Source organism: Bacteroidota bacterium (assembly GCA_040388375.1).
Classification (GTDB): Bacteria; Bacteroidota; Bacteroidia; order UKL13-3; family UKL13-3; genus JAAFJM01.
Window position 1 is genome coordinate 22655 of record JAZKBU010000016.1, and the last position, 23062, is coordinate 45716.

21 protein-coding genes are annotated in these 23062 nt (G+C 34.9%); 13 read left to right on the plus strand and 8 right to left on the minus strand.

The genetic code is table 11. The features are described 5' to 3' along the window. Window positions 1-117 precede the first annotated feature (117 nt). The 12 genes from glmM to V4538_16090 all read left to right on the plus strand — a co-directional run bounded on the left by glmM (window position 118) and on the right by V4538_16090 (window position 11008). Window positions 118-1533, plus strand: coding sequence for a phosphoglucosamine mutase (gene glmM, locus V4538_16035; GenBank protein ID MES2382558.1), 1416 nt, complete (start codon window positions 118-120; stop codon window positions 1531-1533). A 120-nt stretch (window positions 1534-1653) separates the two neighbouring features. After that, window positions 1654-2745: a redox-regulated ATPase YchF gene (gene ychF / locus V4538_16040; GenBank protein MES2382559.1), complete on the plus strand. Its 1092-nt coding sequence runs from the start codon at window positions 1654-1656 to the stop codon at window positions 2743-2745. Between the two features lie 380 nt (window positions 2746-3125). Then, on the plus strand, window positions 3126-3953 hold the full coding sequence (locus V4538_16045; protein ID MES2382560.1) for a MotA/TolQ/ExbB proton channel family protein: 828 nt from the start codon (window positions 3126-3128) through the stop codon (window positions 3951-3953). 62 nt (window positions 3954-4015) lie between these two features. Further along, on the plus strand, window positions 4016-4612 hold the full coding sequence (locus V4538_16050) for a biopolymer transporter ExbD (protein ID MES2382561.1): 597 nt from the start codon (window positions 4016-4018) through the stop codon (window positions 4610-4612). 21 nt (window positions 4613-4633) lie between these two features. Next, window positions 4634-5290 (plus strand): biopolymer transporter ExbD, encoded by a 657-nt coding sequence (locus tag V4538_16055; GenBank protein ID MES2382562.1) that lies wholly within the window; start codon window positions 4634-4636, stop codon window positions 5288-5290. Between the two features lie 5 nt (window positions 5291-5295). Further along, on the plus strand, window positions 5296-6102 hold the full coding sequence (locus tag V4538_16060) for a TonB family protein (GenBank protein MES2382563.1): 807 nt from the start codon (window positions 5296-5298) through the stop codon (window positions 6100-6102). Between the two features lie 96 nt (window positions 6103-6198). Beyond that, on the plus strand, window positions 6199-6414 hold the full coding sequence (locus V4538_16065) for a hypothetical protein (GenBank protein MES2382564.1): 216 nt from the start codon (window positions 6199-6201) through the stop codon (window positions 6412-6414). Window positions 6415-6443: 29 nt separating this feature from the next. Then, window positions 6444-7493 carry a HAMP domain-containing sensor histidine kinase gene (locus tag V4538_16070; protein ID MES2382565.1) on the plus strand — a complete coding sequence of 350 codons (1050 nt, stop codon included), beginning with the start codon at window positions 6444-6446 and terminating at the stop codon, window positions 7491-7493. 73 nt (window positions 7494-7566) lie between these two features. Then, a complete protein-coding gene (locus tag V4538_16075) occupies window positions 7567-7884 on the plus strand; it encodes a DUF3467 domain-containing protein (GenBank protein ID MES2382566.1) in 318 nt (105 codons plus the stop codon). 56 nt (window positions 7885-7940) lie between these two features. Continuing rightward, entirely contained in the window at window positions 7941-9497 is a 1557-nt protein-coding gene (locus V4538_16080) for a helicase HerA-like domain-containing protein (GenBank protein MES2382567.1), read from the plus strand. Between the two features lie 18 nt (window positions 9498-9515). Continuing rightward, window positions 9516-10058, plus strand: coding sequence for a dTDP-4-dehydrorhamnose 3,5-epimerase (gene rfbC / locus V4538_16085; protein MES2382568.1), 543 nt, complete (start codon window positions 9516-9518; stop codon window positions 10056-10058). A gap of 11 nt (window positions 10059-10069) precedes the next feature. Further along, window positions 10070-11008: a tryptophan 2,3-dioxygenase family protein gene (locus V4538_16090; protein MES2382569.1), complete on the plus strand. Its 939-nt coding sequence runs from the start codon at window positions 10070-10072 to the stop codon at window positions 11006-11008. Window positions 11009-11052: 44 nt separating this feature from the next. Here V4538_16090 and V4538_16095 read toward each other — a convergent pair whose 3' ends face one another. The 8 genes from V4538_16095 to V4538_16130 all read right to left on the minus strand — a co-directional run bounded on the left by V4538_16095 (window position 11053) and on the right by V4538_16130 (window position 22799). Next, a complete protein-coding gene (locus V4538_16095) occupies window positions 11053-12189 on the minus strand; it encodes a zinc-dependent peptidase (protein ID MES2382570.1) in 1137 nt (378 codons plus the stop codon). A gap of 127 nt (window positions 12190-12316) precedes the next feature. Next, window positions 12317-13705, minus strand: a complete 1389-nt coding sequence (lpdA, locus tag V4538_16100; GenBank protein MES2382571.1) for a dihydrolipoyl dehydrogenase — start codon at window positions 13703-13705, stop codon at window positions 12317-12319. A gap of 121 nt (window positions 13706-13826) precedes the next feature. After that, a complete protein-coding gene (locus V4538_16105; GenBank protein ID MES2382572.1) occupies window positions 13827-16925 on the minus strand; it encodes a CusA/CzcA family heavy metal efflux RND transporter in 3099 nt (1032 codons plus the stop codon). An 80-nt stretch (window positions 16926-17005) separates the two neighbouring features. Further along, on the minus strand, window positions 17006-18094 hold the full coding sequence (locus tag V4538_16110; protein MES2382573.1) for an efflux RND transporter periplasmic adaptor subunit: 1089 nt from the start codon (window positions 18092-18094) through the stop codon (window positions 17006-17008). A 1-nt stretch (window position 18095) separates the two neighbouring features. Beyond that, window positions 18096-19343 (minus strand): TolC family protein, encoded by a 1248-nt coding sequence (locus V4538_16115; protein ID MES2382574.1) that lies wholly within the window; start codon window positions 19341-19343, stop codon window positions 18096-18098. Window positions 19344-19420: 77 nt separating this feature from the next. Continuing rightward, a complete protein-coding gene (locus tag V4538_16120; protein ID MES2382575.1) occupies window positions 19421-20788 on the minus strand; it encodes a HAMP domain-containing sensor histidine kinase in 1368 nt (455 codons plus the stop codon). Window position 20789: 1 nt separating this feature from the next. Next, on the minus strand, window positions 20790-21467 hold the full coding sequence (locus V4538_16125) for a response regulator transcription factor (protein ID MES2382576.1): 678 nt from the start codon (window positions 21465-21467) through the stop codon (window positions 20790-20792). Window positions 21468-21506: 39 nt separating this feature from the next. Then, entirely contained in the window at window positions 21507-22799 is a 1293-nt protein-coding gene (locus V4538_16130; protein ID MES2382577.1) for an acetyl-CoA hydrolase/transferase C-terminal domain-containing protein, read from the minus strand. Between the two features lie 195 nt (window positions 22800-22994). Here V4538_16130 and V4538_16135 point away from each other — a divergent pair. Then, a partial coding sequence (locus V4538_16135) for a GTP-binding protein (protein ID MES2382578.1) occupies window positions 22995-23062 on the plus strand: 68 nt, incomplete at its 3' end.

Genomic DNA, 23062 nt, shown 5'->3' on the forward strand with positions numbered 1-23062 from the left:
ACTAACTTTTATTTTACATTAAAATATATGGAAAGGCTTTATTTATTCACAAACAGCACAAAAACTTTATCTATTGCGCTTATAGGCTTATTTTGCGCAGCTAAAAAAATATAAGTTTTGACGTTAATTAAATCAATTTCAGGTATTAGAGGTACAATTGGAGGCCAAAGTGGAAACGCTTTAACTCCTATTGACGTAGTAAAATTTACTGCAGCTTTTGGTAGTATGATAAAAAAAGACACTAAATCGTGTAAAATAGTGGTTGGAAGAGATGCCCGCCTAAGTGGCGACATGGTAAACCGTTTGGTTTGCGCCACCCTATCAGGTTTAGGTATTGAAGTAATAGATTTAGGATTAAGTACTACACCAACCGTTGAAATGGCGGTAGTAATGGAAAAAGCAGATGGCGGAATTATATTAACAGCCAGCCACAATCCAAAACAATGGAATGCATTAAAACTATTGAACAGCAAAGGCGAATTTATTTCAGACGAATTTGGCAAACAAATGCTGCACATTGCAGACAATGAAGCCATTGAATTTGCTGAAGTTGATAAGCTGGGAAAAATAAGCGAGAAGAAAGATTATATTAAAAAACATATTGACGAAATTTTAAAGCTGGATTTAGTAGATGTAGAAGCTATTAAAGCCAAGAAATTTAAAATAGTAGTGGATGCAGTAAACTCAACCGGAGGTATAGCAGTACCTATGTTATTGCGTGCTTTAGGAGTTGATGATATAGTAGAAATATTCTGTACACCTGACGGTAAGTTCCCACATAACCCGGAACCACTACCAGAAAACTTAACAGCTATTTCAAACGAAGTAATCCGCCAGAAAGCCGACTTAGGTATAGTAGTTGACCCTGATGTAGATAGACTGGCTTTGGTGAACGAAGATGGAAGTATGTTTGGCGAAGAATATACTTTGGTAGCCGTAGCTGATTATGTACTTAAAAATGTAAGCAGCGATAACTTAAAACGCAATGGTTTTGTGAAAAATACCGTTTCAAACCTTTCGTCAACCCGTGCCTTGCGCGATGTAACCGAAAAATACAAAGGTAAATACAGTGCCAGTGCCGTAGGCGAGGTAAATGTTGTTACCATGATGAAAGAAACCAAAGCAGTAATTGGTGGCGAAGGCAATGGAGGTATTATTTTCCCTGAATTGCATTATGGCCGCGATGCCATGGTGGGTATAGCTTTATTCTTATCGCATTTAGCCAAAAGCGATAAATTATGTTCAATCCTACGCTCAAGCTACCCTGATTATACCATTGCCAAAAAGAAAATCGATTTAGATTCAACCATTAATATTGATGAGCTTTTAACAGGCATCAAAGAAAAATACAAAAAACAACCTATCAATACCGTTGATGGTGTTAAAATAGAATTTGATAACGAGTGGGTACATTTACGCAGAAGTAATACCGAACCAATTATTCGTATTTATTCAGAAAGCAAAAGTGAGGCAACCGCTAACCACTTAGCCGAAAAAATAATTATGGATATGAAACAAATTATTAAAGGCTAATAGCTATAGGGACCTTTAGCCAAAACAATAATAAATTAAACAATTTAAAACATAAATGACTGCCAGTACCATCCCGATAGCTATCGGGAGCTAGTAGCCAGAAGCTAAAAATAAACAAAAATGCAGTGTGGAATAGTAGGCTTACCCAATGTAGGCAAATCAACTTTATTTAATTGCTTAAGCAATGCCAAAGCGCAAGCCGCTAATTTTCCTTTTTGTACCATTGAACCAAATGTGGGTGTAATTACCGTACCCGATGAGCGTTTAAATGTGTTAGAAGGTTTAGTTAAACCCAACAAAGTAGTACCAACCAATATAGAAATAGTTGATATAGCCGGTTTGGTAAAAGGTGCCAGTAAAGGCGAAGGTTTAGGTAACCAGTTTTTAGCCAATATACGCCAAACCGATGCTATTATACACGTATTGCGTTGTTTTGAAGACGACAATATTATTCACGTAGATGGTTCAGTTAATCCATTGCGCGATAAAGAAATTATTGATACTGAATTACAGTTAAAAGATTTAGATTCAGTAGAAAAGAAATTACAAAAAGTAAGTCGTGCAGCCAAAACTGGCGATAAAGACATGCTTAAAGTAGAAGCTACTTTATTAAAATACAAAGCACATTTAGACGATGGAAAATCAGTTAGAACGTTAGAAGTAACTGACAACGAAAAAGAACATGTAGAAGACTTGTGTTTATTAACGGCTAAGCCGGTAATGTACGTTTGTAATGTAGATGAAGCTTCGGTTGTTAACGGAAACAAATTTGTGGAGTTGGTACGTGAAGCCGTTAAAAATGAAAATGCAGAAGTTTTAATTATAAGTGCAGCTATAGAAAGCGAAATTTCTGGTTTAGATAGCTATGAAGACAGAATAGCTTTTTTAAACGATTTGGGCTTAACAGAAAGTGGCGTAGCTAAACTTATTACTGCTTCTTACAAATTATTAAACCTGATTACTTATTTCACCGCAGGTGTGCAGGAAGTTAGAGCCTGGACTATTGACAAAGGCTACAAAGCACCACAGGCAGCAGGTGTAATCCATACCGATTTTGAAAGAGGTTTTATTAAAGCTGATGTAATTGCATACGAAGACTTTAAAAAATACGGTTCAGAGTCAGCATGCCGCGAGGCAGGTGCACTGCGTATGGAGGGTAAAGAATATATTGTAAACGATGGTGATGTAATGCACTTTAAATTTAACGTATAATCCATAGCGTTCAACTTTCAAATTGTACGTTTCAGGTTAAATTTATTGCATTTCATTAGCAAACTATCGCATTATCAAATAAATAAGCGCATGTTTGCGCAAGTTTTTAGATAACTGATAACCATAAATTATTGAGTAACCACTTTAAAACGATACCTTATAAATTGTCATATTTCTGTAAGCATTATTTAGCGTGCAACCTACGTACACGCAATTTCTTACTTACAAGCAAGCATTCATAATCAGTCGTTTTTCAAGTAAATTTTTCAAAATAAAAAAGAACCATTTAACATAAAAGCCATTATTTTTTTGTAAACAGTATGTGTTTATTCAAGTAAAATAATTTTATTCGTAACCATTAAATTAAACATAACATAAAAATGAATCAAACAGCAACAAAAAAAGAAGAAAGCAAAGCCGGGAGCTTGTTCTCTTCGCTAGCTATCCCAATCTTAGTATTAGTAGGTTTTTTACTTTGGAAATTTGTATTAGGCTTTGAAGGTAATTTTGCCGATGGAGTAACACGCCATACCCCAGTAAAAGAAGGTATTGGTTCAATTTTAGGATTAATATACTTAGGTGGTTTTATTGTACCTATCTTATTATCGTTGGTATTAATGAGTATTACTTTCTCAATCGAGCGTTTTTTAACTATTACAAAAGCATCAGGTAAAGGTTCAGCAGAAGCATTTGTTCGCAAAGTAAAAAGCCATTTAACAGCAGGTAATGTTGATGCAGCTATTAAAGAGTGTGATGTACAACAAGGTTCAGTAGCTAACGTAGTAAAAGCTGCTTTACACAAATACAAAGAAATGGAAGGCGAAAGTAACATGGAGAAAGACCAAAAGATTTTAGCCATTCAAAAAGAATTAGAAGAAGCTACTTCATTGGAATTACCAATGTTAGAGAAAAACTTAGTAATTATTGCAACCATGGCTTCGGTTTCAACGTTAGTTGCGTTATTAGGAACTGTATTAGGTATGATTAAAGCGTTCTCGGCATTAGGAAATGCAGGAGCGCCTGATTCAACTGCCCTAGCTATTGGTATTTCTGAAGCACTTATCAATACAGCTTTAGGAATTGGTAATTCAGCTATCGCTATCATTATGTATAACGTATTTACAACCAGAATTGATAAAATTACTTATACTATTGATGAAGCTGGTTTCACTATTGTACAAAACTTTGCAGCAGCTCACAAACGCTAGTTTTATTGGCAATTTCAGAATTGCTTATTAATTTTTAATAATTTTAAAATAAAACAAACAAAATGGCTAAAGTAAAAGTACCTCGTAAAAGTACCTCGGTTGATATGACTGCAATGACAGACGTTGCATTCCTATTGCTAACATTTTTTATGTTGGCTACCCAGTTCAAACCCGATGAACCAGTACAGGTGTTAACTCCAGCCTCTGTTGCCGAAATTCCACTACCCGATGTTGACGTAATGCTTATTACCATCAGTGATGATAATAAAGTATTCTTTGACCTTCAAGGAGAGCATTATAAATATGCCTTATTGGAGCGTATGGGTAAAAAGTACAATATTGCATTTACCGAAGACGAAAGACAAAAGTTTTCAAACATGAGTAGTTTTGGTTTACCCATTGCTCAGTTGAAACAATACATTAACTTAAGTCCGGATAAACGTAAATCTATGCCATCAACCGGTATTCCTTGCGACTCATTAAACAATGAATTGGGAGACTGGGTATGGCAAAGTAGATTGACCAACAATAACTTTAGAGTGGCTATTAAAGGCGATAGAGAGGTAAGTTACCCAACAATTAAACAAGTAATTAAAACCCTACAAGACAAAGATGTAAATAGATTTAATTTTATTACATCAATGGAAGGTGGTAAATAATTTAAGAAAGGAAACTAAAAAATGGCAGAAATAGAAGGCGGTGGCGGTGGCGGTCATAAAAAAGGCGGTAAACCAAAAGGCAAGAAACTATCAACCCGTGTAGATTTTACACCCATGGTAGATTTAGGCTTCTTGTTGATTACCTTTTTTATGTTAACTACCTCGCTCAACAAGCCAAAAACCATGGAGTTGAACATGCCGGTAAAAGATCCTAATGGAGATAATACACCAATTAAGGTTTCTCAGGCAGTTACAGTTCTATTAACAGGAAATAATCAAGTAATGTACTATTTTAGTGATCCAGTAACATTGGAACCTATGACTCCACAAATAACTGATTTTAGTGACGGAGGAATAAGACCTATGTTGTTGCGTGAAAATAAAAAACGCAATCCAAAATTGGATTCTATCCAAGTGTATAAAGACTTGTTCAAAACATCTAAGATAAAGGAAAGTGAAATGAAAGCTCGTATTGCTGATATTAAAGCCTGGAAAGATGGTTTAATAGTAGTAATTAAGGCTGACGATAACGCTAAGTTTAAAAACATAGTTGACATTTTAGATGAAATGTTAATTTGTAATATTGGCCGTTATGCGATTGTTGATATTTCAGATCCTGAAAAAGATTTAATTAAAAGTTCGGCAGCATCTTTAGCCGAAGCCTTAAAACAAAACTAATTGACATGGCAAATACAAGTATTTTTGATAACAATTGGGTTAATTTGGTGTTTGAAGGGCGCAACCAACAATATGGAGCTTTTGTGCTACGTAAAAAAAGTAGCAGCTATACCATTAAAGGAATAATTTTCTCTATCATCGGATTTTCGTTGGCAATAGCGGCACCAGTAATTGTAAATTACATCAAAGCTCAAATACCTAAAGAAAACATTATAGTGGAAGCAGATGTAACCAAATTGGATGCTCCACCTCCACTAGACAAATCAGCACCACCACCACCTCCTCCTCCACCACCACCTCCGGTTAAGAGTACTATTAAGTTTACTCCTCCAGAGATTAAAAAAGATGAGGAAGTACCGGACGAACCACCTCCAACGCAAGAAAAATTGCAAGAGGTTGATGCCGGAGCACAAACAGTAGATGGTGATCCTAATGCCAAAGACGTGTTAACGGAAGACCCCGGAACGGGCGATGGCGGAGGAACAAGCGAAATATTATTAGACGCTGAAGTTCCACCTGAGTTTCCGGGAGGAGAAGAAAAAATGTACGAATATTTAAGTTCGGCAGTTGATTACCCTCCAATGGCAAAAGAAAATAATATTGAAGGACGTGTAGTATTACGTTTTGCAGTAATGTCAGACGGAACAATAAGCGGCATTCAAGTAATAAACAAACCAGAACTAGGTTGGGGATGCGAAGAAGCAGTTATAAAAGCTGTTAAAGGTATGCCTAAATGGAGTCCGGGCCGTCAGGCCGGTCGCCCGGTACCGGTTTACTTTACTTTACCGTTTTTGTTTAATTTACAACAATAATTATTTCATAAAAACATAATACAAAATAAGCTTGCTAAACAATTAGTTTAGTGAGCTTATTTGTTTATATAAAATGCATAAAAACACCTGTTAGTAATGAGTTTAGAAGAAATCAGAGAAGAAAGAACACATAAAATTGGTAATATTGTTAAATACTTTGGCGCAGTAATGGGCTTATTTTACCTTGTTTTAGGAACAGGTATACTATTAGGCAAAGTACCTTTAATAGTTAATGATATAGTAAAATATGTTTTGGGGGGCGCCCTATTACTATATGGAATACTTAGGTTATACAGATTAATAAAAAAGTAAGAACGGCCAAACTGCATTATAATTTCAATATGATTCGTAACCCTAAACCTATTCATATAGCCTTACTGGTATCAAGCATTATTGCTACTGTTTTATCACTTGTTATGTATTTTGTTTTAGAATCAAACTGGGTTTCTATTACTGTTATATTTACACTTACAGCCGGCTTATCTTTTTTCCTGTTTTTTTATACGCTGGAGTTTTTCATTTATAGAAAAATCAAACTGATTTATAAAACCATTCATAGCCTTAAAACACAGAAGTACGATGCCGTACTGGAGAATTTTGCATGGGACAAAGACCCCATTTTTGAAATGAGCAAAGAGGTTATTAACTGGGCCCGCGATAAAAAAATTGAAATAGACCAGCTTAAAAAATTAGCCGACTTCAGAAAAGAATTTTTAGGCAATGTAAGCCATGAATTAAAAACACCTATTTTTAGCATACAAGGTTATTTGCATACGCTTTTAGATGGTGCTATGGACGACTCGGAAGTGAATAAAAAGTTTTTGCAAAAGGCCGCTAAAAGCACTGATAGGTTAAGTGATTTAGTAGCTGATTTATTAGAAATATCGAAACTGGAAAGTGGTGAATTAACCATGCAAATGGATCGTTTTGATATCAATGCCCTGACCAAAGATGTATATGAACAATTTGAAGTAAAAGCCAACCAAAAAGGCATTGAGCAACTGATAAAAGAAGGTTGCAACAAACCTTTTTATGTGTTGGCTGACAGGTATAGAATAAGAACCGTGCTGGTAAATTTAATTGGCAATGCCATTAAATATGGTAACGAGAACGGATTTACTACTGCTGCTTACTACGTAATGGGCGAAAACATTTTAATTGAAATAGCCGATAACGGACAGGGCATAAATCAGGAGAGCCTGCCTCGTATTTTCGAACGTTTTTACCGCGAAGATAAAAGCCGAGCAAGGGATGACAGCGCTGCCGGTGGTACAGGATTAGGCTTAGCCATTGTAAAACATATTATTGAAGCTCACCTGCAAACCATTAATGTACGAAGTACCATTGGCTCTGGCACTACATTTGGCTTTACATTAAAAGCAGCCCAATAAATATATAAACACTTTTTGCAAACTCTACTATTGTGGTAAGCTATAAACAAAAATTTGAATTATACTTGCACATATGAGCAACGAAGAAAACAACAACAACCAAATTAATATTGAGCTAAGCGAAGAAATAGCAGAAGGAATTTATGCAAACTTAGCCATTATTACCCATAGCAATAGTGAATTTGTACTTGACTTTATAAGAGTAATGCCTGGTGTACCCAAAGCAAAAGTAAAATCGCGTATTGTATTAACCCCGGAACATGCCAAACGTTTATTACTTGCTTTAGGCGAGAATATCCAGAAATACGAAGAGCAAGTTGGTACAATTAACCTGCCTGACATGATGCCTCCATTCCCAATGAATTTTAGTGGCCCAACTGGGCAAGCATAAACTATCCTGTATTTAATTCATCAATCGCTAAGTCAATAACTCTTTACGCATAAAGAATGAAGGAACTATTTATTGAGCAAATAAAAAACGGATATACTTTTAAAGGTGAAAGTATTCAGATAGGTGCAGCTATGCTTAATGGTGAAACATTGGCAGAGTGCCCTGTAAATTTACCTTTAAAAATGCTTAACAGGCATGGATTGATAGCGGGTGCTACCGGAACGGGTAAAACCAAAACACTACAAACCATAGCCGAAGGTTTAAGCAATGCCAGTGTACCTGTATTGTTATTGGATATAAAAGGCGATTTAAGTGGCCTTGCCGCCAAAGGCGAATTGAACAATGCAATACAGGAACGTTATACAAAAATAGGTATTAACTATTCGCCCGATGCTTTCCCTACCGAGTTGCTTACTATAAGTAATAAACCGGGCGTAAAAGTAAAAGCAACGGTAAGTGAATTTGGACCTTTATTACTTTCAAAAATTTTAAACCTGAACGAAACACAAGCGGGTTTTGTAAGCATGATTTTTAAGTTTTGTGATGATGCACAATTGCCATTGCTTGACTTAAAAGATTTCATTAAAGTATTGCAGTATATAAGCAATGAAGGCAAGGCTGAAATGGAGCAACAGTATGGCAAAATTTCAACTACATCAACAGGAACTATATTGCGTAAAGTAATAGAACTTCAACAACAGGATGCGGATGCTTTTTTTGGGGAACGCAGTTTTGAGGTAGATGACCTGATGCGTATAAACGATGATGGAAGAGGTATCATTTCTATATTACGCGTAAATGATATACAGGACAAGCCAAAACTATTCTCTACATTTATGCTTTGCCTATTGGCAGAACTGTATGCCACTTTACCGGAAGAAGGTGATTTGGATAAACCCAAACTGGTTTTATTTATTGATGAAGCGCATTTAATTTTTCAGGAAGCAAGTGGCGCCCTATTACAACAAATAGAAACCATTATAAAACTAATCCGCTCCAAAGGCGTTGGCATATTTTTTTGTACGCAAAACCCGGCCGATGTGCCGGCAGCAGTGCTGGGCCAATTAGGTTTAAAAGTACAACATGCCTTGCGTGCCTTTACTGCCGCTGACAGGAAAACAATTAAACAAACTGCCGAAAATTATCCGTTATCCGATTTTTATAAAACGGATGAATTATTAACCCAACTGGGTATGGGCGAAGCTTTAATAACCTGTTTAAATGAAAAAGGTATTCCTACTCCATTGGTGGCTACCATGCTTTGTGCACCACAGTCGCGCATGAATATTTTAAACGATACTGAAATAAATGCGGTAATAGCCCAATCGAAAATTGCGGCTAAATACAATCAAACTATAGACAGTGAAAGTGCTTATGAAATTTTAAATGCTAAGTTGGCCAATGCTGTTAATAGTACTATTGACAACACCCAACAAGCATCGGAAAGCAAAACAAATAAAAACGAAAAATCAACTTTAGAACAAATACTAAGCAGCCCGGTAACCAAACAGGTAGGCCGCACGGCTGCACAGATTATTACACGTAGTTTATTGGGCGCACTTGGCTTAGGAGGTAAAACTAAATCAAAGTCCAAATCAAGCTCTTGGTTCTAATATAAATTCAATAACAGTATGCAAATAAAAACAACACCTATTGAAGGTTTACTCATTATAGAGCCACAAGTATTTAACGACCCACGTGGCTATTTTTACGAAAGCTATAACAAAGAAAAAATGTATGCTGCCGGTATTGATATTGAGTTTGTACAAGACAACCAAAGCTTATCGCAAAAAGGTATTGTAAGAGGCTTACATTTTCAGGCAGCACCATTTGCGCAAGCTAAACTGGTTAGGGTAATTCAGGGAGCGGTAATGGACGTAGCTGTTGATATTAGAAAAAATTCCCCTACTTACGGACAACATTTTGCCATAGAATTAAGTGCCGAAAACAAAACCATGTTTTATATTCCTCCGGGGTTTGCACATGGCTTTGAAACCTTAGCCGACAACACACTATTTTTATATAAATGCAGTAACTTGTACAACAAAGAAAGTGAAGGAGGTTTACTTTGGAATGATGAACAGCTAAATATCAAATGGCAAACAAAAAATCCATTGGTTAGCGATAAAGACAAAGTATTGCCTTCATTAAACAATTTTATATCGCCCTTTTAAAACATAATCATATGTCCGAAGAAATATTAGACGATGAAGTATTATCGTTAATCAGCCAGATTAAAGATAAATACAATACCCAAGGCCAAAACTTTAAAAGTTACTTAGAAGGCTTGTTATACCAGGATTACACGCACTATTGGGATTATATAGCTGTTGATAGTTTACTGACTTTACAAAAACCAAAAACTTTAATTCCAGATGAAATGATTTTTATAATCTATCATCAGATTACTGAATTATACTTTAAACTTTCGCTCCATGAAATGGAACAGATTGTAACTTCAAAAAACAATATTGATGTTCATTTTTTTGCGGAAAGAGTAAGACGTATCAATGCTTATTTTAATAACCTGACCCATAGTTTTGAAATAATGGTAAATGGTATGGAGCCTGAACAGTTTTTAAAGTTTAGAATGAGTTTATTGCCTGCAAGTGGTTTCCAAAGTGCACAATACCGTATGATTGAAATATATGCTACTGAGTTTATAAATTTGGTAAACAAAGAAAAACGAGAAGAAGTAAAAGACCTTCCGATTGACCAACAATTTAATCATATATACTGGCAAGCAGGTGCTACTGAATCGGACACTGGAAAGAAAACGTTAACCTTAACCAAGTTTGAACAAAAATATGGTGACAAACTTAAACGACTGGCATGCCAAAATAAAGAGAACAATTTATGGACCATATACCAAACGCTAAGTGAAACGGATAAACAAGACGAAACGCTTAAAGCGGAATTGAGAAAGTTTGATTTAAATGTAAATGTAAACTGGCCTTTGATGCATTATAAATCGGCTGTAAAATATTTACAAAAACCCAAGGAAGATGTGCCTGCAACAGGTGGAACCAACTGGCAAAAATACTTACCTCCGCGTTTTCAGTTGCGTATATTTTACCCTGAATTATTTACCACTGATGAATTAAACAACTGGGGTAAATTTTAAATAATTGATAAAGCCATTTGGTACCAACCGGATGGCTTTTTTATTTAAATAAACAGTAAGTGAAACACAAAGGTAATAACAGCCAAAAGCGGCATTACACGGGTTACTAAATGGGTAACATAACCTGTATTAGTGATGGCACGTATATCAGAAAAATACCAGTACCTTACACATAATATGATGCTTGATATAATAAAGAAATCTATCAGCAGACCACGCATAATTTGTGCGTTCAATATGTTTACCGAAATTAAAACAGCAGCAATCAAAGCCATTAAAGTAACGTGCGAACCATATTGCCAAAACTGTTTTTCATAGGTACTAAATACATGTTCAAATACAGGAATATCACGCTTTAACTCTTCATTTATCATTTGTATATCATCCCTGTTAAATGAATAATTATGGCTTGTATTTAACGGGTTTTGATTTAGCAAATAACAAAGGTGATAATACAGGGAAGGCAGTTCCTGTTCAAATAAATCGGGCACTTCAAAAAAGTTTTCTATACAAACCGAAAAAAATTCCGATTCATTGGTGGCTGCATAATCCCTGAAAAAACTAATGGAGCCATTGCGCATTTTATGAAACGATAAACTTGCCAATTCATTCCATTCTTCATAATAATTGCTAAATCTACTATCTGCTACATCATCGTCTAAAGCTTCCATTCTGAGTATGTGTGCAAATTCATGCAAGCCCAAATTAAAAGTATCCCTGCTATCCTTATAACCTTCTTTAAAATGATGCCAGCTTAAAAACACTACTCCATTTCCAAGGGCCAGTCCTTTTACATCACTTTCAACTAATCTACTGTAAAATATATCAGGGAAAAGTACAACACCTTTCAGCATATCAAGGTTTGGGCTGTTCAAACCATAAGTTAATTGGGCTAGACAACCACAAATAAACATATTCATTTCACCATCATACACCAATTCATCACGGGTTTGAATTTGTATATGCTTGCTGATATCTATACTTCGCTCTACGAATTTTGCTTTGGATAACGAATCCAAGTTATTGTAATAAGGAATATTGGCCTGGTAAAATTGATTGTAGGTGTCAAATACATTTTTTTCTACCTCGTAAATATCATCGGGGGCATCGGGCTTTACTATATGAAAATACCTGATGTAAGCCCACAGAAAAATAATGATAAGTAAAGTTATAGTAGCCAATGTTTAATAAAAAGATTAAACACGATAATAAATATTTTTTATAAAATAACAACTAAACCAAACTTAAGCGCAAACAAAAAGGCTACCTTGTTGGGTAGCCTTTTTGTTTAATTACATAATGTATTTACTATAAGTGTATACACTCACCGTATGCTTGTGCTGCGGCTTCCATAATAGCTTCGCTCATGGTTGGATGCGGATGAACTGATTTAATAATCTCCATTCCGGTTGTCTCTAATTTACGAGCTACCACTACTTCGGCTATCATTTCAGTTACATTTGCTCCTACCATATGGGCTCCTAAAAACTCACCATACTTAGCATCGAAAATTACTTTTATAAAACCTTCTTTTACACCACCAGCACTTGCTTTACCACTTGCACTAAAAGGGAACTTACCTATTTTTAATTCGTATCCGGCTTCTTTAGCAGCTTTCTCGGTATAACCAACTGAGGCTACTTCCGGTGAGCTATAAGTACAGCCCGGTATGTTGTTGTAGTTTAAAGGCTCCGGATGGTGTCCTGCAATTTTCTCTACACAAATAATACCTTCAGCACTTGCTACGTGTGCCAATGCTTGTCCCATTACTATATCGCCAATGGCATAAACACCTTTTATATTGGTTTGGTAAAAATCATCAACTAATACTTTACCTTTATCTGTTTTTACTCCTAAAGTCTCTAAGCCTAAGTTTTCTAAATTGGTTTGAATACCCACTGCTGAAAGCACTACATCGGCTTCCATTTCTTTAACTCCTTCGGCTGTTTTAACTTTTACTTTGCAACCTGCACCACTTGTATCTACGCTTTCTACTGAAGCATTGGTTAAAATTTCGATACCTGATTTTTTAAATGCTTTGGTTACTTCTTTGCTTGAATCCTCATCTTCAACCGGCAAAATATTAGGCATAAACTCTACAATAGTAACTTTAGTACCCATGCTGTTATAGAAATAAGCAAACTCGCATCCAATAGCACCACTACCCATTACTATCATGCTTTTAGGTTGTGTTGGCAACACCATTGCATCTCTGTAGCCAATTACTTTTTTGTTATCAATTTTTATATTAGGTAACTCGCGGCTGCGTGCACCTGTTGCTAAAATAATATGTTTAGCTTCTACTGTTTTTTTAGTTCCGGCAGCTTCAGTCACTTCTACTTTACCGGCAGCTAATAATTTACCATGACCGGCTATTACATCTATTTTATTTTTTTTCATTAAGAATGCAATACCTTTACTCATATTATCAGCTACACCACGGCTACGTTTTACCACTGCTGCAAAATCTTTTTCTGCACCCTGAACACTAATTCCGTAATCAGCAGCATGTTTTATATATTCGAAAACTTGAGCAGATTTAAGCAAAGCTTTGGTTGGAATACAACCCCAGTTTAAACAAACACCTCCCATTTCGGCTTTTTCAATAATGGCTGTTTTAAGTCCTAACTGGCTTGCTCTTATGGCAGCTACATAGCCACCAGGGCCGCTACCTATTACTACTAAATCGTAATTCATTATAATAATTTATTTAATGTTATAGAAGGCGCAAATTAAAGCATTATTTGTAAAATATTGAACGCCTAATTAAGCTTACAACAAAATAATACACTAAAAATCAGGCAGCTGTAAATGCTATTTATATTTCTACATTTTTGGGGCGATTAAACACCCAGAAAATAATTGGAAATACCAACAAGGTTAAAATCGTTGCAGTTATCAATCCACCTATAATAACAACTGCTAGTGGTTTTTGCGATTCAGAACCTATACCTGTACTAATAGCTGCCGGTAACAAACCAATAGATGCCATTAATGCCGTCATAACAACAGGACGTGTACGTACTTTTACAGCTTCTTTTATAGAAGATTCTAAATTCATTTTGCCTTTTAAGTTTTTATGAAATTCTGAAATTAGAATAACACCATTTTGAATACAAATACCAAATAATGCAATGAAACCGACTCCACCGGATATACCAAAATTAATACCTGTAACATGTAATGCCATAATACCACCAATAATAGCAAAAGGAACATTGGCCAAAACAAGCAATGAGTCTTTTATATTACCAAACATAATAAACAGCAAAATGAAAATACCTACTAAACTGATTGGAACCATTTGCCCTAAACTTTTGGTAGCTCTTACTTGGTTTTCAAATTCACCTGTCCAGCCTATGCTGTAGCCTGTTGGTAATTGAATATTTTGTTCCACATTTTTTTGTGCTTCGGCTATGGTACTTCCCAAATCTCTGTCGCGTACTGAAAACTTTACACCAATAAATCGTTTGGTATTATCCCTGTAAATAAAGGCAGGGCCTGTAATTTTTTTAATGCTCGCTATTTCCTTCAAAGGAATTTTTACTCCTTGTATAGTGGGTACTTTTAAGTTTGAAATGTCTATTTCATCTTTTCTATACTCTTTTAAATACCTTACACGTATATCAAATTTTTTCTCTCCTTCAAATTTCTGTGTAGCTGTTTTACCTCCAAAAGCCATTTCCAATACGGCTTGTGCATCTGCTGCTTTTACACCATAGGCCGCCATCTTTTCCCTATCAAGTATTACACTCATTTCCGGCTGACCCACATTCCTTAAAATACCTACATCTTTTATACCTTCAACATGCTCTATTTGTTTAATCACATCGTTGGCTATTTCATCAAGCTTCTCTAAGTTATCGCCATAAATTTTAACTGCGTTGGAAGCATTGATACCTGCTACACTCTCTGCCACATTATCAATAATGGGTTGTGAGTAGTTGTAACCTATACCCTGGTATTTCGATAATGAGTCGTCCATTTCCCTAACCAAATCATCCATTGATATTTTACGTTTCCAATCATCTTTGTGCTTTAAATTAACCTGCATTTGCACATAATAAAAGCCACTTGGATCGGTTCCATCATTGCTCCTTCCTACTTGCGAAAGTACACCATTTACTTCCGGAAATTTTTGTAACTCTGTTCTTAAAATAGCTGTTTTTTCAACGGTTTCTTTTAAGCTCTGGCTCATGGGGAATTTGGCTTCAACCCACAAAGCGCCTTCGTTTAATTGGGGTAAAAACTCTGTACCTAAAAATGAAGCGGAGAAAAATGTCAGCCCTATTAATGCTACTGATGTAATCAATGTTTTGCGCTTATTTCTAAATGTCCATGCAAAACCATTCTCCACTATTTTATTCCAGAAATTAACAAATGGATTGTGTTTTTCTTTTACGTTTTTGTTTAAAAATATATGGCATAAAACGGGCACTAATGTTAATGTAAAAATTAAAGCGCCTAACAAAGCAAAACCCAATGTATAAGCCAATGGCGAAAACATTTTACCTTCTACTTTTTGGAAAGCAAAAATGGGTAATAAAGCTGTTATAATAATTAGTTTAGAAAAGAATATTGCCTTACCCAATTCTGTACCTGTTTGCTTTATTACACTTCCAATGGAGAGTTTATTAAAGGCAGTCATGCCCCGCTTATGGGCTATATGGTCAAGGGTTACAAATATTCCCTCCACCATTACAACCGCCCCATCTATAATAATACCAAAATCAACCGCTCCTAGTGATAGTAAATTAGCGCTCATACCTTTTAGTTTTAAACACAAAAAGGCAAATAATAAGGAGAGTGGAATGATAATAGAAACAGTGACTGTGGTACGCCAGTCAGCCATAAATAGAAAAACAATAACAGTAACAAATAATATTCCCTCAAACATGTTATGCATAACGGTTGTGGTAGTATAATTCATTAAATTATCTCTATCGTAAAATGTTTCCATTTTTACATCGTTGGGTAAAATGCGCGTGTTTAACTCTTCAATTTTTGCTTTTATTCTTCCCAATACTTCTTTTGGGTTTTCGCCCTTACGCATTACCACAATTCCTTCCACCACATCGTCATTACCATTCAGTCCTACCTGACCTACTCTTGGCAACGAACTTTCTACAACCTCCCCCACATTTTTAACCAATACCGGATTACCTCCTGCATCGTCTATAATAATATTTTCAATGTCTTTAATGCTTCCTAACAAGCCAACTCCTCTTACCACATAAGCTTGTCCATTTTTTTCAATAACATCGCCTCCTACATTTAAATTACTTCCATTTACTGCCTGAAAAACTTCTAAAGGAGTTATATTGTATTTTGATAATCGGTTAGGGTCAACACTTACATCGTACGTTTTTTCTCTGCCACCAAAAGCCACTAAATCTGCTACTCCCGGTACGGAACGCAATTGTCTGTCAATAACCCAATTTTGAATGGTTAACAATTCGCGTGAATCTCTTGTGTTACTTTTAAGTGTATAACGAAATACCTCACCTGTAGGACCATAAGGTGGTTGCACATCAGGTTCTACTCCATCAGGAAGCGACACCGTCCTTAACTGGTTGTTGACTTGCTGCCTTGCAAAAAAATCTTCTACATCGTCTTCAAAAATTATTTTTATAACAGAAAGACCAAACATGGTAATGCTTCGAACACTGGTTTTTTTCTGTACTGAATTCATGGCAATTTCAACCGGTGTAGTTACAAAGCGTTCTATTTCCTCCGCACTCCTGCCATTCCATTCTGTTACTATAATAATCTGCGTATTGGTAACATCGGGGAATGCTTCAATGGGCATATTCTTAAAAGCCACAAATCCGGAGATGATTAATATGGATACCCAAAAGAAGGTAAATGGTTTATTCTTTAGCGAGAATGCTATAATATTTTTAATTAGTTTGTTCACTTTTTGAATGGATAATTGAAAATTAAAAATGGATAATTGATTTATCAATTATCTTAATATCACTTGTTGTTTATTGTTAATTAATCATTCAACGCATCATAAACCAGCAATTGATTTTGTGTCATTACCTTTTCACCTGCTTTTAAACCTGATGAAATAAATGTGGTATCACCTACTTGTCTGTATACTTCAACCTGTCTTGTTTCAATATTATTGCGGTCTTTAAATATCATCACAAAGTTTTTACTCTTATCAAAAATCACTGCTTCTGAAGGAATATTAATCATTTGCTGATCGTTTTCGGTATAAGACAGTTTAATGTTTGCACGCATTTCTGGCTTCAATAAAAACTTATCATTTTTAAGCGTTATTTTTACTTGCATAGCCTTGGTTGATGGATCTATAATATTAAAGATCTTATCTACTTTGCCTTTAAATACTCTATCTGGATAGGTTAATGTTGTTACCGCTGCATCAATGCCTAATTTTACTTGGTCAATATCACTTTCATTTACATTGGCAATAGCCCAAACTTCATTTATTTCTGCTATGTCAAAAATGTTATCACTCCTATCGTTACGCAACAACATATCCTGGTTAATATTTTTTTGAAGAATAAACCCATTTAATGGAGAGCGTACTTCATAAATAGCACCCTTCTTAATATTATAAATTTTATATGTTTCCTGTATACGCAATAATTGTGATTGTGCTTTATCTAAATGGCTCTTCGCTTCCAGTACATCACGCTCTGATGTTAGCTTGCCTTCAAACAATTCTTGTGCTACTTTCAGGTTGTTTTTAGCTACAATTACATCATTTCTGGCATCGTCCAAATCTTTTTCAAAGCCTGCTACTTCAGTACTTAAAATGGTAGCCAGTAACTGGCCTTTGGTAACATAATCACCTAACTCTACATAAACCTTGGTAACATTACCACCAACAATTGGAAATACTTCAATCAGCTTATTATTGTCAGCAGTAATTTTTCCATAAAATGATATTTCATTTTTAAGTGGTGATAAAGTAGCCACCGAAGTTTTAGTTGAACTCAACATCACATCGCTTAATACAAAAGCAGTAGCGGTTTCAACTTCTTTTTTCTTTTCGCTACACGATGAAAACAATACTAAAATACTAGTAAGGAAAACAATTGATTTATATAACATGTTAAAATATTTGTTTGTTAACGGCTTTACTCAAATCCTCACAAGAAAGGACAAGGGCTTTGTTTATTTCATTGAAATTTTGAATGCTTTGGTTATAACTTTCCATAAAGTCTGTAAACTCCAGTATGGTTATATTATTTTTTCTAAAATTGTTAATTACTCCCTGGTATACAAGTTCAAAGCTTTCAGTGTTGGAAGTAGTTAAATACTGGTAATTTTTATTGGCTTCTGACCATTTTATATAGTTTGTATATACTTCATTTTTTACTTGTTGCGCAGCATAATTTTGCATTGTTTTCGATTGCTGTAATTGTATCTCCGCTATTTTTATGTTGCCCTTATTTTTATTCCACACAGGCAATGGCATTCCAAAAGTGAAATTAATCTGGTTATTAAAAGCACCACCTCTTTGGTCGTAAGCAGTTCCTAATGTTAAATCTGGCCTCGCTATTGCTTTTTGTATTCTTACACTAAATTCATTGCTCTCTATACTTTTAAGTGCCAATAAATAATCCGGACGGTTATTAATAGCCATACTATACAGTGAGTCTAAAGAATACTGCAATACTTTGCCGGGTAAATAGTATTTTGATAATGATGGAACAGCAGGTGTAATTTCAGTGGCAATACCTGTAATCAGTTTTAATTTTTGTTGTTCATCAATGAGGCTTTGAATAAGCAATGTTCTATCATTCTTCAAACTAAAATAAAGGGCTTGTAACCTTACTAAATCTTTCATGGCTACGTTTCCCTTATTGGTTTGAACCACGTATGCTTTAATAAGTGTATCTAGATTGGTTAATTGTTTATCTGAAATTTCTATTTTTTTCTGTTCAAAGTATATGGTATAAAAACTTTGTTTTAAAGCTGCTTTTAAATTGCGTAGTGCATCTTCAAATTGTAATTGTGCTATACTGCTGTTTGTTTTTGCTAATGCAATTTCATTACGCCTTTTGCCACTCAAATAAATAAGTTGTTGTATGGCAAAGGCTTTCTGTCCGTTTGTGCCGGCATCAAAATATTGTTGGTTATTGGGATTGTATAAATTAAACTCACCAGATATATAAGGGTTATCCCATACTTTAGCCTGAATAATGGCTGCCTTAGCAGCATCCACATTAAACTGCTCTGCTACCAATAGCAGATTGTTTTTTAAAAACTGACTTTCACATTCTTCAACAGTATAAGTTTGCTGTGCACTTACCTGACTAACTAAGAAATAAACACAAAAAAGAATACAATACCTCATTTACCTTGCCGTTAAATTATTGACAAAGGTTATTGTGTTTAACTTAAATGGGACTTAAACTGTAGCTTAAAAATAGCTTAAACCGTAAGAATTATTTCAAACTGGTTCCAATTGGGTGGAGAAACGGTATAATTTAGTTGAGCTCCGTGGTAAGTAAATATGCGCTGACTTATGCGTAAACCCAAGCCTGAACCAGGTTTATAAATAGAATTTTTACCCCGCATAAATGCCTGAAACAATTTTTGTTGTTCATCAGAATCTAATACTTCGCCATTATTTTTAATACGTACCAACACCTGTTCATTGCTTAATTGCTCTATTTCTATAATGGCTTTCTTATCATTTGAATACAAATAGGCGTTTTTCAATAAATTAACAAAAGCTATTCGTAACAATGAGTCATTACAAATAATATCCAGCTTATATTCCACCAAAGGATTTTCTATTAACTCGAAATGGGGATAAAAATCGGGGTAATGCTTTTTTACAATGGCTATGGCATCAAAAATTATTTCATCAATCCGTTTTCTATCTTGTAATAACTCAGTGTTATTATCAGAAACCTTTGAAAGCAACAACAATGAAGTAATTAAATCGGCCATTTGATTGGCATCGTTTTTTAAGTTTTCAATATATTTTTTAGTTTCGTTTGAATGGTTTTCTAAGTGTGCTAAGTTTTCTAACTGGGTAGTTATTCTGGCTACAGGTGTTCTTAACTCGTGCGATGCATTGGCGGTAAATTCCTGCTGTTTCCTGTAAGCATTTTCAATCCTAAACATCATTTGGTTAAAGGCTTTGGCAATTAAATTTATTTCATCTTTTTTATTACTTTCCTCTAAACGCTCTGTTAAATTATTTAAACTTATATTGGTAATTTTCTGTTGGAAATTATCGAGGGGTAAAACCAGTTTACGTGTAAAATTAAATGACACAATCCATACCACTGAAGTGGCCACCAAAAAAGTAATGAGTAGTAATACGCTTAAAAACTGAATTTTTCTTTTACCGTATTTATCCTCAGCCGATATTAAGGCGTAATAATCTATACTCTGTGAATCGTAATAAATACCGTACACCTCATACTCCCCATCTGCCTTAAAAAGCGTTTTTTCTTCTTTCAGTTTTCTTAAATCATCAACTGTCCAGTGTATCACAACATCGTCAACACTGCTATAAATGAGTTGAAAGCTATCGTTAAAAATAAGTGTTTTTTCATTGTATAATTTGTGGATGGAGTTTCTATCAATTAGCTGCAAAAGCTGCTTGTCTACTTCCTGCACTTCTATCAATAGTTTCATAGAAGTAAGCGCTTTTTCTTCCAAACGCTCTCTAAACTCGTCCTTCCTAAAATTGGAGAATTGGACAAAAACCAATACGGAGGTAACACCAAAAATAATGGAAAAAAACAAACTGCTATATATGGCTATTCTCCTCTTTAACGTCATACTAGTCTGCTTTTAAAAAATAACCATAACCCGGTCTTGTTTGAATCAACTTAACTGCAAAATCTTTATCTATTTTTTTACGTAAAAAATTAATGTATACCTCTATGGTATTGTAGTTGGTTTCAATATTGTAATCCCAAATAGTTTCGGCTATTACCTGCTTTGAAACAGATTTACCTTTGGCCTTGGCTAACAAAACAAGTAACTGGTACTCCTTAGGCGATAATATAATTTCTATACCCTGCCTCTGTACTTTTAGCTCTGTTAAATTAATTTCCAGGTCGTCAATAGCTAGTTTCTCTTCTATTTGCTGAGGGTTATTTTTCCTGCGTAACAAAGCGGAAATACGCACAAATAACTCGTCAAAATGAAACGGTTTTACCAAATAATCATCTGCCCCGTTATTAAACGCCTTAACTTTATCACTTACTTCGCCAAAAGCTGTTAAAACAATAATGGGTGTTTCTTTGTCATTTGCCCTTATTTGTTTACAAACCTCAAATCCATTAATACCCGGCACATTAATATCTAAAATAAACAAATCGTATTTGCTAATATGGGCTTGCTTTAAAAGCAAACTTCCATCATACACCACATCGCATTCAAATTCCTTCGACACAAGAAACTGCTTAATCTCTTTCGATAAAGTAAAATCATCTTCCAGTAGTAGAATTTTCATACGGTTATGCTAATTAAACAAAATTTATCTAAAGTATTACTATACTTTGAAACGATGATGAAATTCGCGTTCCAAATCCTCCTTATGATCAGGATGTGCTAAATTAATTAAAGCCAACGCCCGTTGTTCTAAATTTTTCCCAAACAAATTAACAGCCCCATACTCGGTTACCACCCAATGAATGTGCCCTCTGGTTGTTACCACACCTGCACCATTTTTCAAAGTAGAAACAATTCTGGAAATACCTTTACTGGTTGTAGAAGGTAATGCTATAATAGGTTTTCCGCCTTTTGATAGAGATGCCCCCCTTATAAAATCCATTTGACCACCTATACCAGAATATTGATAGGTCCCAATAGAATCCGCGCATACCTGCCCAGTAATATCAATTTCGATAGCACTGTTTATACAAGTTGCTTTATCATTTTTTCTGATAATATCTGTATCATTTACATAATCTATTTCTAAACCATTAATCAATGGATTGTCATTAACAAAATCATATAGTTTTTTAGTTCCTGCCATAAATGAGGTAACCACTTTACCTTTTTTAACAGTCTTCATACTATTGTTTATAACACCACTCTCAATTAAAGGCAATACTCCATCCGAAAACATTTCAGTATGAATACCCAAGTTTTTATGATTTGTTAAATTACGCAATACCAAATCAGGAATAGCTCCAATACCTAGTTGCAATGTTGCCCCATCTTCAACCAATGCTGCCACATTTCTCCCAATTTGTTCAACCACCGGTGTTATATCTTTTGTATAATCAACCTCATATAAAGGCTCATCATTCCAAACCATTTTATCAATTTGGGTTATATGAATAAACCCATTTCCATGTACTCTGGGCATATTAGGATTTACTTGTGCTATAATTTTTTTAGCACTCGCCACGGCAGCTTTTGCTATATCAACCGAGGTACCCATTGAACAATATCCATGTGTATCAGGAGGAGATACATGTATAATAGCCACATCAATGGGCAAATAATTTTCACGAAACAATCGTGGAATTTCGCTTAAAAAGACCGGGACATAATCTCCCTGCCCATTATTAACGGCCGAACGTGTATTAGCCGATACAAACAGAGAGTTAATATAAAAGCTATCCTTATATTTAATATTACCAAAATCAATATTACCAAAAGTAGTAATACTCACGATTTCAACACGTTTCAACTCTTCGTATCTATTTAATAAATGTTGTACTAAATAAACAGGAGTAGCTGCACTTCCATGTATAAATACCCTATTACCTGATTTTACAACCGAAACAGCATTTTCAGCTGTTACATATTTTGAATCACTTATACTATTTGACATACTTCACCATGTTTTTTTTGCAATAATAAGTCTCTCTAATGGCTATTTTCTATGATTTAATAACAGCCCACCTAAAATACTAAAAGCTTACAACAGAGTAATTTCTTAAGTTAAATGATTAACAATCTTTTAAAAACATTTTTTTATTGGCATATAATAACCTACTTTTGCACGCTTTTTAAAAATAGACATTACATGCAAAAAATCAGAAACATAGCTATTATTGCCCACGTAGATCACGGGAAAACTACATTGGTTGATAA